The organism is Nitratidesulfovibrio sp. (genome assembly GCF_040373385.1).
In the GTDB taxonomy this organism is placed as follows: domain Bacteria; phylum Desulfobacterota; class Desulfovibrionia; order Desulfovibrionales; family Desulfovibrionaceae; genus Cupidesulfovibrio.
Window position 1 is genome coordinate 116,855 of sequence record NZ_JBDXXH010000007.1, and the last position, 12,750, is coordinate 129,604.

Annotated in this window: 12 protein-coding genes; 11 read left to right on the forward strand and 1 reads right to left on the reverse strand. The window is 61.2% G+C overall.

The features are described 5' to 3' along the window. The first annotated feature begins 130 nt into the window (after positions 1-130). From ABWO17_RS12780 to ABWO17_RS12795, 4 genes are read left to right on the forward strand one after another with little or no spacing between them, the layout of a single operon-like run. Positions 131-1,276 carry a hypothetical protein gene (locus ABWO17_RS12780; RefSeq protein ID WP_353119118.1) on the forward strand — a complete coding sequence of 382 codons (1,146 nt, stop codon included), beginning with the start codon at positions 131-133 and terminating at the stop codon, positions 1,274-1,276. Next, a complete protein-coding gene (locus ABWO17_RS12785) occupies positions 1,267-2,343 on the forward strand; it encodes a glycosyltransferase family 9 protein (protein WP_353119119.1) in 1,077 nt (358 codons plus the stop codon). The genes ABWO17_RS12780 and ABWO17_RS12785 overlap by 10 nt, the downstream gene beginning before the upstream one ends. Then, positions 2,327-3,334 (forward strand): DUF2334 domain-containing protein, encoded by a 1,008-nt coding sequence (locus ABWO17_RS12790; protein ID WP_353119121.1) that lies wholly within the window; start codon positions 2,327-2,329, stop codon positions 3,332-3,334. Before ABWO17_RS12785 ends, ABWO17_RS12790 begins: the two co-directional genes overlap by 17 nt. Continuing rightward, the gene (locus ABWO17_RS12795; protein ID WP_353119123.1) at positions 3,325-4,419 is read left to right on the forward strand and encodes a glycosyltransferase family 4 protein; all 1,095 of its coding nucleotides are present in this window, start codon (positions 3,325-3,327) and stop codon (positions 4,417-4,419) included. Before ABWO17_RS12790 ends, ABWO17_RS12795 begins: the two co-directional genes overlap by 10 nt. A gap of 27 nt (positions 4,420-4,446) precedes the next feature. On the opposite strand, the gene ABWO17_RS12800 is transcribed toward ABWO17_RS12795, so the two are convergent. Continuing rightward, complete coding sequence (locus ABWO17_RS12800) at positions 4,447-5,421, reverse strand: class I SAM-dependent methyltransferase (protein ID WP_353119125.1); 975 nt, start codon at positions 5,419-5,421, stop codon at positions 4,447-4,449. Positions 5,422-6,091: 670 nt separating this feature from the next. Here ABWO17_RS12800 and ABWO17_RS12805 point away from each other — a divergent pair. The 7 genes from ABWO17_RS12805 (at position 6,092) to ABWO17_RS12835 (ending at position 12,739) form a co-directional block, all read left to right on the forward strand. Next, positions 6,092-7,132 (forward strand): MDR/zinc-dependent alcohol dehydrogenase-like family protein, encoded by a 1,041-nt coding sequence (locus tag ABWO17_RS12805; protein WP_353119127.1) that lies wholly within the window; start codon positions 6,092-6,094, stop codon positions 7,130-7,132. Between the two features lie 85 nt (positions 7,133-7,217). After that, the gene (locus tag ABWO17_RS12810; RefSeq protein WP_353119129.1) at positions 7,218-7,970 is read left to right on the forward strand and encodes a class I SAM-dependent methyltransferase; all 753 of its coding nucleotides are present in this window, start codon (positions 7,218-7,220) and stop codon (positions 7,968-7,970) included. Continuing rightward, complete coding sequence (locus tag ABWO17_RS12815) at positions 7,922-8,824, forward strand: Gfo/Idh/MocA family oxidoreductase (protein WP_353119131.1); 903 nt, start codon at positions 7,922-7,924, stop codon at positions 8,822-8,824. The genes ABWO17_RS12810 and ABWO17_RS12815 overlap by 49 nt, the downstream gene beginning before the upstream one ends. 3 nt (positions 8,825-8,827) lie before the next feature. Then, the gene (locus tag ABWO17_RS12820) at positions 8,828-9,595 is read left to right on the forward strand and encodes a glycosyltransferase family 2 protein (RefSeq protein ID WP_353119133.1); all 768 of its coding nucleotides are present in this window, start codon (positions 8,828-8,830) and stop codon (positions 9,593-9,595) included. Positions 9,596-9,630: 35 nt separating this feature from the next. Then, positions 9,631-10,956 carry a nucleotide sugar dehydrogenase gene (locus ABWO17_RS12825; protein ID WP_353119135.1) on the forward strand — a complete coding sequence of 442 codons (1,326 nt, stop codon included), beginning with the start codon at positions 9,631-9,633 and terminating at the stop codon, positions 10,954-10,956. Beyond that, positions 10,953-11,687 carry a class I SAM-dependent methyltransferase gene (locus ABWO17_RS12830; RefSeq protein WP_353119137.1) on the forward strand — a complete coding sequence of 245 codons (735 nt, stop codon included), beginning with the start codon at positions 10,953-10,955 and terminating at the stop codon, positions 11,685-11,687. The genes ABWO17_RS12825 and ABWO17_RS12830 overlap by 4 nt, the downstream gene beginning before the upstream one ends. Then, positions 11,684-12,739 carry a glycosyltransferase gene (locus tag ABWO17_RS12835; protein WP_353119139.1) on the forward strand — a complete coding sequence of 352 codons (1,056 nt, stop codon included), beginning with the start codon at positions 11,684-11,686 and terminating at the stop codon, positions 12,737-12,739. Before ABWO17_RS12830 ends, ABWO17_RS12835 begins: the two co-directional genes overlap by 4 nt. The last annotated feature ends 11 nt before the right edge of the window (positions 12,740-12,750 follow it).

Below are 12,750 nucleotides of genomic sequence, written 5' to 3' on the forward strand. Positions count from 1 at the left end.
CTGGACAATGCGCACAAACCTTGTAAAAATGCGTTGCTGATTCGTGGTGCGAACGAGCATGCACCTTCCCCGTGCCTGTTGTTTCGGCATGACATCCAACCCTCGCGTTTGCAGGCCACGGTCGCCATCCATGCCCCCCAATAGTACCCTGCCGGATTCGCAAGCACTGCTCGACGCCGTGCTTGGCGGCTTTCACGCCCTGCTGCTGGAAAATGGCGACGGAATCACCCATGATCCCGTACGCGGCAAGCAGCGCGCCGAGATTCCCGCCGCCTGCCTGTTCGCCCTGTGCGCAACCGGCAGGCACGATGCCCCCGAAGCCGAACAGTGCCGCCGCCTGCTGCTCTGCCTGCGCAACCGCGAGGGGCTGTGGGACGAGATGGCCTATGGCCCGGACGACGAGGCCGTGGGGTTCTACGGGTTGGTCACGACAGCCTACGCCGTGCTTGCTCTGGCTCGCCGGGCGGCGGCAGCCAATGACAGGACGGATATTCCAGCCCTTGTCGCCGCGTGCGATGCCATCTACGGCACCGAGAACGACGGCACCCTGGTCAAGGCCGCGCACAACAGGAGCGCGGTGCTGAATACCAATCTTCTTGGCGCGCAGGCCCTGATGGCCGTGGCCCACATGCTGCCGCAGGCGTCGAACCGCCGCCGCATGTACACGGGCCTTGCCGAACGCGTCATCCGCAGGGCGCTCGGCTATCAATCTCCCCGAGGCTTCTTTCCGTACCACTTCGAAAGCCTGGCGGTGCCCATACTGTACCAAGCCATGGTGACGGCGCAGCTGCGCCAGTTGCTGCACTATTTCCCGCAGCCGGTGCTGCGCCTTGCCGTCCGGCAGGGGGGGCGCGCCCTGCGTTCCGTGTTCAATGCATCTGGTGATATCCTGTGGGACCGGGCCAACAATCACGACAAGCGCGGCGCCATGTGGGCCCATACCTTTGCGCTGGCTGCCCTTGACGGAGACGATGGCCTGCTGCCCGCCATTTGCGAGAAGCTGTCCGCCAGCATGCGCGATGGCCTGTTTGTCGGCGTGGAGGGGGCAACGCAGCCTGACCCGTTCTACAGTGCCTGGATGAGCTTCGGCCTTGTCTGGTCGCTGGAAAAGCCCGCCCTTGGCCTGGTCGTGTCGCCGGGCCTGATGCTGCGCCGGGCCTGGCTGCTGGTCGAATACTGGTGCACGGCGCTGTCCTTCGTCGGGGCGTATGCACTGCACCGCCTGCGCGCGTGGGTATTTCCCTGCGGCACGCTGGAAAATCGCCGATGGAAGTAGGCGCCACGCGGCAACTCAACGCGGGATATCTGTATGACAACCCGCTCACCGTACGCCTGCTGCGCACCGTCGATGCGATGCTGCGCCTTGTGCCACGCGCACGACGCACCCTTCCGGAGCGGGTGGAGCGGATACTGCTGATCAAGCCGGACCACCTCGGCGACGTGCTGATGACCGGCAGCATCGTCCCCGTGCTGGCGGCCCGCTACCCGGACGCCCGCATGGACCTCGTCTGCGGCTCGTGGACGCGTGATCTTGTCGAACGGCTGGAGTGCTTCGGGCGTATCCACGTCGTGGATCACGTCCAGCTCAACCGTGGGGGGCAGGGCCTGGCGGCAAAGCTGTGGCGCTTCCTGTCCACATGGGGGCAGGCGTTGCGGCGCATCCGTTCCGAGCGCTACGACCTGTGCCTGTGCCTGCGTCCGTTCGGGGGCAACCTGATTTCCCTTGCAGCGCTTTCCGGCGCGCGGTTCACGGTCGGACACGGCACGGCAGGGGGTGCCCCGTTGCTGGACGCGGTGGCATGCTGGACACCGGGCCTGCACGCGGTGCAGCACCACCTGGAAGTACTGGCCGCGTGCGATTGCCACGCCGACTTCCAGGCCCTGCGCTGTCTGCCCCCGCGTGGAGCGCGCGAGGAGGATGTGCGGCGCATCCGTGATGCGCTGGGCATCGGGCCTTGCTATCACGTGATCATTCCCGGCAGCGGCGGCGCGTCGAAAATGTTCCCGCCCGACTTCTGGCGAACCCTGGCCGAGGGCCTGCCCGGCGACTCCATAGTTCTGTGCGGCTCGCCGGAAGAACGCGCCCTGTTCGCGCCCATTGCCGGGGCAAGTCCCCGCTTCGTCAATGCGGCAGGAACGTTCGCCCTGCACGAACTGCCCCTGTTCTATGCGGGCAGCGCATCGGTGCACTGCACGGATTCCTTCGGCGCTCATCTCGCCGCGCTTTCCGGGGCGGACACCACCGTCTACTACAAGCCAGAAGCGGACATAGCGGCCTGGCACCCCCTGGGTGACAGATGCCGGGCCGTGGTGGTCAGGGAACAGCATGCCCCTGCGACATGATCTTTTCAGGATACGCCGCAAGCTCGGTTCGTACCTGTTCCGGGGCCTGTACCCGGTAGCGCCGCGCCGCGCCTTCTCCCCCGCCATCTTCGAGGAGGAGCTTCGGCGCGAACCCGTGGCCCCCGCTACGCCCACAGGGTCGGCCCCCTCGCCCCTGCTGATCAGCTTTGACGACACGTCGCTGCTCGACGGCAGCCGGGGTACCTGCGACACCGGTGGCAACCCCGACGGCGAAACCTGGCGGCTGTTCCGGGCGTTCGCGGACGAACACCCGCAATTGCGCCACACGCTCTACTTCGTCCCCAACCCGCGCTATCGCCTTGTGCCCGATGTTTCGGACATGCTGCCCGACGGGGTGTTTTCCGTGGCACACCACGGGGCAGGCCACCCCCTTGTCGCGGCCTTGCAGGAAATGGAACGCCGGGGAACGGTGGAGGTGGCGCTGCACGGCTACGAACATGTGCGGGGCTGGCCCCTGGACTATTACGCGGCCTACGAATTCGATTTCATCGATGCCGCCAGGGCGGCACGGCTGGTGGCCCAAGGGTATGAAGAATTGGGGCGCTTTTTCGACATCCGTGGTTTCAAGCCGCCAGCATGGAGCGCCGGGCAGCTCCGGGGTGACTGCTACCTGGCCGATGTCGTCGCGGAATCCGGGCTCTTCCACTATGCATCGCTCTCCAGCCCTTCCAACGGGCTGAACTATGCGAGGCATGCGTGCAGTCACATCCATCCCGGTCACCGGGGCAGTTGCGTGCTCATCCCGCAGAATTTGTCGATACTCTGGGACGAGGACTTTCTGCGCGACATGGTAGACCTGATTTGCGAACGGCGGGGCATCATCAATATCCAGCTGCACTTCTGCCCGGCCTCCGGCCTGATCCGGGACGGCCTGTGCGACGACAACCTTCGAAAACTGGCCCGCATCGCCCAACATGCCCTTGCACGAGGAGCGCGCCCGATGCTGACCCGCGAGGCGGCATGCGCCTGACATTCGTTCATCCCAATCTGGCGGAACGCGGCGGCGCGGAGCGCAAGATGCTGCTGATCATCGCGGAGCTGCTGCGGCGCGGCCACGATGTGCAACTGCTTGTGAACCGCTTCGTGCCGGAAACAACCTTTCACGAACTGCTGCCGGACGGCTTTGCCCCCACCGTGCTGCCGGGCCGCAAGCCCGTATGGTGCGCCCGCGTGCTGGCGCACCTGCTGCGCACACCGCCGGACGTCACGGTGGCGCACAACCATCCCGCGCAATTCCCCGTGGGGCTGTTCGGCCTGCTGCATCCGGAGTCGGCCCGCGCCTGGATCTGCAACGAGGTCATGCCCATGCTGGCCCCCCGAAACGGCATGGCCTGGAAGGCGTTCTACGCCGTGGACAAGGCCCTGGTGCGGCGCTTTGGCCGATGCATCGTGAATTCTGGCTTTACCGCCGAAAGTTTCCGCAGCTGGTACGGCGGCGAACCGGAGCGCATCTATTCCGGCGTCCAGTTGTACGAGGAGATCGCCCCGACAATCACCGACGATGCGCCATGGATGGGGGGGCTGCCCGAACGCTTCATCCTTGTGCTCTCACGGCTGGAGCATCACAAGAACCTGCGCTTTCTGGAGACGATGGCCGAGGCTCTGGCAGGCCTGCCCATCGTCGTCGCTGGCCGGGGCCACGATCAGGACTATGTGGCCGACCTTGCGCAACGCATGCCCGGTGTCACCTATCTGGGTGGAGTCAGCGAGCCGCAGAAGTTCCATCTTTACCGCAAGGCCTCCGTCTTTGCCTTCCTGCCCACCGCCGAACCCCTCGGGGTAACCACCATGGAGGCCATCGGGGCGGGTACGCCGGTTGTGGCTTTCAACTCGGGCGGCCCGCGAGAGGTCATTCTTGACGGGCGCAACGGATCGCTGTGCGATACCGAAGACGCGTACATCGCTGCCCTGCGGCAGTGGCTGGGTGCCGGTGCCGCAGCGCGCGATGCGGAAGATTTTGAAGGCTACATCCGCAAGAACTTCAGCAACGCGGTGATGGTCCGCCGGTTCGCGGACTGCATCCTGGGGCTGAGGGGCGTACCGGCATCGCCATGATGGCGCGAGCGGCAAAGCGCGTGGGGGTCAGCCCTCGAGTTCGGATTTTGGTCTGAAGACATACAGGCTGTGCTGTGCGTTTCCGAACAGGCGCAACCCCAAGGAAAGCATGATTTTCAGGATGTTTTTAACGGGGGTGTTCCGGTGCATGTCGAATGGAAAGCTATCGACTGGTGACATGCATCGTTTCTCCAGAACCCAGTGTTCGGAAAAATCTTCCTCGGCAATGTTCCATGCAGGGTCGATGTTTTTCTTCAGTTTGTTGTACAGGGATTTCTGGTTGTCCACTTCGACCAGCAGTCTTGTTCCTGGCCTGCTCAGGCGCGAAAGTGACCGGAAAAATTCGCGCTTGTCTGGAACATATCCGATCACGAACACCAGAAGGATTATGTCCATCTGCGGCATGTCTTTGATGCTTTCCGAAATATTCAATGCGGGAAAGAGCTCGCGCCCTTGTGCGGCGTATGGTGCCGAAGGCTCATAGGCGTAGATAGCGTCTTGCGGTGCGATGCCTTGCTCAAGAAGATATCCCGCGAGTGAACATGACCCGGCGCCGTAATCCAGAATGCGCTTTCCGGAAAATCCCTGTACTATCTTTTCGTAGCAGCGCAGCCTGAAATATGATTGAATATATCTGGATACAATATGTCGGATTAGTATTGGTCGGCCAAGTTTGTTTTTTGAGATGAGGGGGGATTGCCCGTCATGAGCAACGCTTTTATGTGCCCATGCGGGCTCATTCAGATGCGGTGCATTGTCGATAAGCGCATTCTGCGGGGATGTGGCGCACGGGAATGTCATGGTGCGTGTCGTGTGGGTTGATAGGTTGCCACGATGCATTTTGCGATGTTTGATATTCGCCAGCATGGTATCGCGGTGTGGCACGCGAGGAACTTTTTGCTGTCCAGAATGGTGCGGCATGCCACCAGCAACGCGCCTTGCCGACCGTCGTGGATGGGTGTTAATTCGATAGTCGATATCGTGAAATAGATTATTAGGCAAGGGCCAATCTCCGCGCGGGATCCGCACAGGGCTTGTGCAGTCGGTGCTGGCGTACCGCCAGCTAGTCGAGTTTGGCTGGTGTTGGGTTGGGCCGAGTCTTGCTGGCGGGTAGTCGTGCGTTGCGCTGGTATGCGCGGGCGTCCGGGGGCACGGCATTGGTGCTGGAAGTGCGAGAGTGTTCTCCCGCCCCTCATCCGGAGAGGCTCCGCCAGCGGGCGGGCAAGGGGGGGGGCTGTCGGATTGCCACGGTGTCGCAATCGAATTGGGAGCGTTAGTCCGCAGTAATGCCGCTGTGCGCAGGGGGGCCTGCTCGGGCTGGGTTGGCGGCCGCGCACGCGGAATGTTCCGGGCTAATCTTGATGGTGCGTGGGTGCTGGCAGGCGGACGCGCTGTCTTGCCTGTGGCGATCAGCTTGCGTCGTGCCGCAGGATGGGGGGGCTGGTTGTCCGTGACGCCCGCCCCGGCCTGTCGCTGCGGCCTCCGGTGTCCTGCGCCTCGTGCCCTTGCGCGGACAAGGGGGCCATGCACGGCACGGCGCCAGGCTTGGCCGAAGCGGACACAATGCCGCCCCGAGGATGTGCGGGAGGAGTGGCGAGCGCCGCTTGCTTCCGGTTGTCTTGCAGCTGGAAGCAGCGTATGATTTTATGTGGGAATATATGGGAATGCTGTAATGCAAACACTCGTCGCACGAAGAAGTCACCTGCAACTCTTGCAGGTACATGAACCCCCGCTTACCAGCCATTCGATCAAGGTTCGGCTGCACTGGTCCGCCATGTCCTTCGGAACGGAGCACAACACGCTCGCCGGACAGAAGACGGGGGCCATTCTGAAGGCAGGGCATTACTGGCGCAAGGCGCTGGGCCTGCTCAGGCAGACCGGCTCTCCCGCGCGGGTGCTGGAGCGCTACGCCAAGCTCAAGCGAGGGCTTTCCCCGCTGGGCTACAGCGCCGTGGGCGAGGTCATTGCCTGCGGCAGGCGGGTCAACGTGCCATTGCCGCAGGGCACGCTGGTGCACGTGGGTGGGGAGTACGCGTCACACGCAGACATCGTCACCGTGCCGCAGAATTTCGTCTTTCCCTTGCCGGAGCAGCGCGGCCCCATCAAGCCCGCGCTTTCGCTTGCCACCATCGCCAGCGTTCCCATTCATGCGGTCCTGCACGCGCGCGACTGTCTGCCCACCTCCATGACGCCCTCTGTGCTCGTTGTGGGCGGCGGCATAATCGGCACCTTCGGGGGACTGTTCGCAACGTCAATAGGCTGTCGCGTGTCGCTGTTCGATACTGCCCCGACAACGCTGGCGGATGCCTTCCTTCCGCGCCGTTCAATGGGCGAACGCTACGACATGATTCTCGTGTGCACACCCTCCATGCAGGGCATAGAAACGCACCTGGAGGCGGCCAATGAGGGCTGCGTGTTGTCGGTTGTCGGCGAGACTCCGCTGCAGGTGGACCGGGGCACCCTGGAAGACAAGTACATGACGGTGCGCTTCTGCAAGAGCTTCGGCTACGGGCGCGGGAACAAGGCCTACGAATTCGGCTGCGCCGACGTGGATACTTCACGCTTTCCGCATACCCTGCGCGCCAACATTTCGCGCGGGCTCACGCTGCTTGATGCCAAGTCTTCCCAACTCGAGGGGCACATCAACATCATGTCTCCTGCCGATCCTCAGCCCAGGCACGATCAGGTTAACATCTTCAAGTGGAACAACTGACCCTGTCCCGCCGGGGGGGGGCGTGCGGATGCGGGCCACGCCAGAGTCATTCGGGCATTTTTCTGCCGTGCACAACGAGGGTGGCATGAACGATTACCTACAGGATTTCTATTCCAATGCAGGGCACCACATGTCGGAACGGCGCATGTCCATTCGTTCCGCGCATGTACGCAGAATGCTTTCGGGGTCTGGCCTGTGCAGCGCGGAACGGTGCATTGATATCGGCGGTGGTCTCTATTCATCGCTTGGCGCTGTCGAAGGACTTCGCGATGGGATATATATCGATATATCCAAAGAGTTTTGCGAAAAATATGAGAGTGTATACGACACGTATCATGCAGACGTGAATGTTGGACTGCCTCCGAAATTGCTGGATCGTGTCGGTGAGAAGAGTGTTGATATCGTTTTTTGTTTCGAGGTCCTGGAACACCTGTTCACGGCGGATCGACTTGTTGAAGACTGTATAGCTGTACTAAAAGACGGCGGTGTGTTCATATTTTCTGTTCCCAATGACATGGGGTTCTATTTGCGTCGCCTTGATGCCTTTTTGAAGGCATCTCCCTATGGCCACCATGGAAATCCTTTCTCCGAACAACACATACGATTCTTTAACTCCAGAAATATCATGAATTTTTGTTCCCAATATCTGGTTTCCGCAGCTGATGGTTCGCGGCAAAGGGGATTCGCGAGTATTAACCTTTCGGGAATCAACATGAATCTTTCCAGTGGGATCAGGGAAAGGCTTGGGCGCCCCCCGTTTGCAGATTTTCTCGCTGCCCGCTTCCCTCAATGGTTCGCAACGAATTTCCTGTGCTGCTGCATGGTGGGAACACGATGAGATCGCTGCTCATATACGGAACAGGCGGCTATATAGAGTCCATCGTCCTGCCTCGCATCCGCGCGAAGGTGCCGGATCTTCGCATCGCCGTGATGTCCAACAGGCCAGCCCACAGTGCCAACTTCGCCGCAAAGCAAGGTGTGGAGTGTCTGCAATCCCTGGCGGACATTCCGTCTTTCGACGCCTTCTTTCTGGCGTCATCCCCCCTGGATTATCCGGATTTCATGCGTGAGCTGCCGGACACTGCCCGGGTGTGGGTTGAAAAGCCCCTGTGCGAACTTGCTGAAGACGAGCTGAAGGCCATTGTCCAGGCGGGTGAACGATTCGTCGTGCCGCCCAATACGGGCATGAACAAGCGTCATCTGCCGGAGCTGGTCGAATTGGCAGGCATATCCGAAATTTCCGGAACAATTGACATGCGCCTCGAATACGCTCCGGCAATGGAGCATGGGGCGTGGCGCCAGTATCTGCTGCGTGGCGGCGTTTACTGGGCAGACGGCGTGCATGCCTTCGACCTTGGCCTTTTCCTGCTGGGGGATGAGGCGGGCATCAGCTTTACCCGCATGGATGCTGGCATGTGGGAGGCAGAGGTTGTATCGCCGAAAGGGCGCATCCGGGTGCGGGTGGGGCGCGAGGTGGAAGAGCGCACGGAATTGAATGGTACCCGCTGGCCCGCGCTGTGGTCGCCGGATGCGGGGCACAGATCGTTCGACGCCAATCTTGCCGGGTTTCTGGCGGGCGACAGCAACTGGCAGGCCGTTGTCGCATGCCATGAAAAAATGCTGAAGGCGTGTCTGGCCCGCATTGCGGCCAACGGCCCGGCGGGTGGCTATGCGGAACCGGGGAACTGGTAGCACATGTCGCACGCAGCCAGGCTTTCCGCGACAGTGCTCACCCGGGACAACCGCAGGACCATTGCCGACACCGTCAATTCGCTCAAGGGGGTCGTTGACGAGCTTGTCATCGTCGATGACAACTCGACGGACGGCACGTTGGAAATCATCCGTTCGCTCTGGCCCGACGCCCGCATATTCACCCGCGCCCTCGCGGGCGACTTCGCCGCGCAGCGCAACTTTTCGCTGGAGCAGTGCACGCGTCCCTGGGCGGTGATCATCGATTCCGACGAACATCTCGACGCCACGCTCGCCTCGGCCATCCACAAGGCGGTTTCCGGCGAGTCCGCATCGTCGTTGTACAATTGCCGGCGGATCAACAGGAATTTTTCCCGTCCGACGCGCGTTGCCCTCGATCGACCGATCCTGATGCGAACATCACTCAGGTTTCTCGCGGCAGTGCACGAACATGTTCCGGGACCGATGACCATGCTTGAAGGCAACCTGCACCACGATTCATGGGCGGGTGTTGATGACTTCGTGCACGACCTTAACGTATATTCCGGGCGCAAGGCCGACCTTTGGATCAGCGAGGGGCGCGACTATGCCGTGCCCCACATCGTGCTGCGGCAGCTGGCGGCTTTTTTTTATCTTTTCTTCAAGCGTTACATAGGAGAGGGGCGGTTTCTGGGGGGCTGGAAGGGCCTTCTCTACTGCCTCTGCTGGAGCGCCGAAGAGCTTTTCGCGGCCATGAAATACATTGAGCGCCGCGAAAATGCTCCCCGTAACTAATGCACCGCATCTCGCGGTCTGAACATCTGGGCGTCATGACCTGTAAGAACAGCAAACTGCATGTTGCCGTCTGGGGCCTTGGCTACGTGGGCTGCGTTGCCACAGCCTGCCTTGCGGAACTGGGCCACAGCGTGAACGGCGTCGACGTGGATCCCAACAAGGTGCGCCTGGTCAACCAAGGCTTGCCTACCATTGTCGAAAAAGACATCGATGCCCTGATGGCGAAAAACAGGAGGGCCATTTCGGCCTGCGAAAGCGCCCCTCCCACCCTTGATGGGATGGACGTGTCCCTTGTCTGCGTTGGCACCCCCAACGCCTTCGACGGCAGCCTCGACCTGTCGATCCTGTTCAAGGTGGCCGATACCATCGCCTCCAAGTTGTCTTCGCAGGGCAAGTACCATGTCGTGGCCATTCGCAGTACGGTTCCCCCGGGCACCTGTGACCTTGTTGCCCAGATAATGGAACGTGTTTCCGGGCTGCAAGCCGGGCGCCACTTCGATGTCGTCGCCAATCCGGAATTCCTGCGGGAAGGCTCGGCCGTGCAGGACTATTTCCATCCCCCCTACACCGTTGTGGGCACCAGGGGAGAATCGCCCGAAGCGCTGGCGGTGATGCGCCGCCTTTACGAGGATCTGGACGCCCCATTCCTGGCGACGGATGTTCGTGCCGCCGAACTCATCAAGTTCGTCAACAATTCGTGGCATGCGCTGAAGATCAGTTTTGCAAACGAAATAGGCAACATTTGCAAGAGATCCGCCATTAACGCCCGCGAGGTGATGCACCTCTTCTGCCAGGATGCCGTGCTGAACATTTCGCCGTACTACCTCAAGCCGGGGTATGCATTCGGTGGTTCCTGCCTGCCCAAGGATCTCAGGGGGCTGCAAGCCCTCGCGCGCAGGGCAGAGATCGTGACCCCCGTACTGGACAGCATCGAACCATCCAACAATCGCCAGGTGGAGCAGGCCTTCAAGCTTATCGCCGCGCTGGGGAGACGTACGGTTGCATTCCTTGGTGTCAGCTTCAAAAGCGGTACGGACGATGTGCGCCTGAGCCCCAAGCTGTCACTGTGCCACAAGCTGATCCGCAACGGGTACACGGTGCGGGTGCATGACGGCAACGTTTCCCGTTCCCTTGCAGAGGGTATCAACCACAAGTTTCTGCTTTCCAGGCTGGAGGAGGCCGCGCCGCTGTTGCAGGAGACCCTGTCCGACGCGCTTTCAGGGGCTGAATTGGTGGTCCTCGCCAACAATGAGCCGGAATATGGCAAGCTTGCCGAATTGCTTCGCCCCGAGCAGTTTCTTTTCGAACTGGAACGACTGCCCTGCGGCGTTCCTTGTCCAAGGGAGGGTATCTGCTGGTGAAGGATACACCCTACAAGAGTGATATCGAGTCGTACTGGGGGGCGCTGTGGCAAAGCCAGGTGTACGGGCTCAATCCCTGTGACAAGGTAACGCGGTTCAAATTCGCCCGTTTTCTCAAGCCGGTGCTTGATGATTTGCCCCGGAGCGCCAAGTTGTGTGAGCTTGGTAGCGGCAACTGCCAATGGTTGATGTTGTGCAGGGCCTATCGCCCCGACATACAACTTTTCGGCATTGACTTGACGAGCACGGCAGTTGCGATAGGTAGCAATGCAGGCGTGTGCATGACACAGGCCGACATCCGTGACATCCCCCTGCCCGATGGTGCATTTGATGCGGTATACAGCTGGGGAGTGATTGAACACGTGGATGAGACAGCCCAGGCCCTTGCTGAGCAGTATCGCCTGGCAAGCCGGTGGGTGATAGTGGACGTGCCGAATAAATGTTCCTTGCCGGCACTGTCCATAGCCCGGGATGTGAAGGCGCGTGGACTCTCGCCGTATGAATATATGGTGGAGCACGGGAAACAGTATTCTCCGCAGGAATTCAGGTCGCTGGTGCAGTCGGTGGTGCATGAGGGTGACGATTGCACGTTCATGTGCAACTACCACGTGTTGCCCCACGCCAAAGGCCTCCGCCAGTATCTGGACCCCGTGGTGCCCGATTGGCTGCGCAGCCGTTTGGGCCAAAACGTAGGCGCCGTTATCCGAAAGGGTGGCAAGAGTCGCGCATGACATATCCGCTGATTGCCATCCATCGTGGCCGAAATGCCAAGGTGTCCATGTTTTTCAGGTCGGTCACGGATGTCGACTACAACTTCGATTTCCGAGGTTTTGCGGGCGGGTCGAAGCTCAACCCGTTCTGGCTCTTGCTGAAGGCGTGGATCACCTCCAGGGAAATTCCGGAAGCCAGGGCATATCTGGTTGAAGGCGGCATGCTGTTCTGGGTGGGGTGGTTTCTGAAGCGACGCTACCCGAATTCCCGTCTGCTGCTTCGCATTCCCGAGCCCGCATTCTGGCTGTCGCCGCTGAAGGGGCGCCTGCAACGGGCCTTCTATCGGTTCAGGATGCGCTGCATGCGCGATTCCGTGGACTGGCTTCTGCCAGAAAGCAGGATGGTCGCCGCGGATGCGCAACGCGAGGCAGGCATTCCGGAAGACAGAATTGCGGTGCCCCCGCACTGCCTGACCTACATTTCCGCTCCCGAAAGATTCGGTCCCTTGCGCGATATCCGGAGAGGCGCAGTGGTTGCCTTTGTGATAGACCGGCCACAGGATGCCGGGTACGTCAAGGGGCTGGATGCGGCCATTGCCGCATGCAGGGCCCTGCACCGCCGAAGGGGGGATGTCACGCTTCTGCTTGCGGGGGCTGGTACGCAATATCTGGAGGTGGACGAGCCCTGGATACAGTGCCTTGGGCACGTTCCCATCGAAGAAGTCTTCGCGCGGGCCGCGCTGTGCATTGCGCCAGCGCGGTATGACGCCTTCGTCATTGCCGTGGCCGAGGCGGCGCTTGCCGGTACGATTCCCCTCGTCTCAAGCGGCGTAGGGGCAAAGGAGTGTCTGGAGGGAGCGCCCCGCTCACTTGTCGTGAACGGGCTTGACCCGGAAGAGTGGGCCACGCGCATGGAAGCCCTGCTGACCTTGTCCGACCATGATCGCGCTGATTTGCTAGACTATCTGTACGGGGCCTTTTCCGGGTTGACGCAGGAGCGCTGTCTCGCCAGCTTCAAGGGGCTTGTCAGTGGTGCGCTGAAGCAATTCGGTATTCAGCAGGATATTTCGTAACGTTCCACCCT

Bases quoted from the DNA above. Each gene is read 5' to 3' on its own strand.
- ABWO17_RS12780 (WP_353119118.1), top strand. From the start codon at position 131: ATGCCCCCCAATAGTACCCTGCCGGATTCGCAAGCACTGCTCGACGCC.
- ABWO17_RS12785 (WP_353119119.1), top strand. From the start codon at position 1,267: ATGGAAGTAGGCGCCACGCGGCAACTCAACGCGGGATATCTGTATGAC.
- ABWO17_RS12790 (WP_353119121.1), top strand. From the start codon at position 2,327: ATGCCCCTGCGACATGATCTTTTCAGGATACGCCGCAAGCTCGGTTCG.
- ABWO17_RS12795 (WP_353119123.1), top strand. From the start codon at position 3,325: ATGCGCCTGACATTCGTTCATCCCAATCTGGCGGAACGCGGCGGCGCG.
- ABWO17_RS12805 (WP_353119127.1), top strand. From the start codon at position 6,092: ATGCAAACACTCGTCGCACGAAGAAGTCACCTGCAACTCTTGCAGGTA.
- ABWO17_RS12810 (WP_353119129.1), top strand. From the start codon at position 7,218: ATGAACGATTACCTACAGGATTTCTATTCCAATGCAGGGCACCACATG.
- ABWO17_RS12815 (WP_353119131.1), top strand. From the start codon at position 7,922: ATGGTTCGCAACGAATTTCCTGTGCTGCTGCATGGTGGGAACACGATG.
- ABWO17_RS12820 (WP_353119133.1), top strand. From the start codon at position 8,828: ATGTCGCACGCAGCCAGGCTTTCCGCGACAGTGCTCACCCGGGACAAC.
- ABWO17_RS12825 (WP_353119135.1), top strand. From the start codon at position 9,631: ATGACCTGTAAGAACAGCAAACTGCATGTTGCCGTCTGGGGCCTTGGC.
- ABWO17_RS12835 (WP_353119139.1), top strand. From the start codon at position 11,684: ATGACATATCCGCTGATTGCCATCCATCGTGGCCGAAATGCCAAGGTG.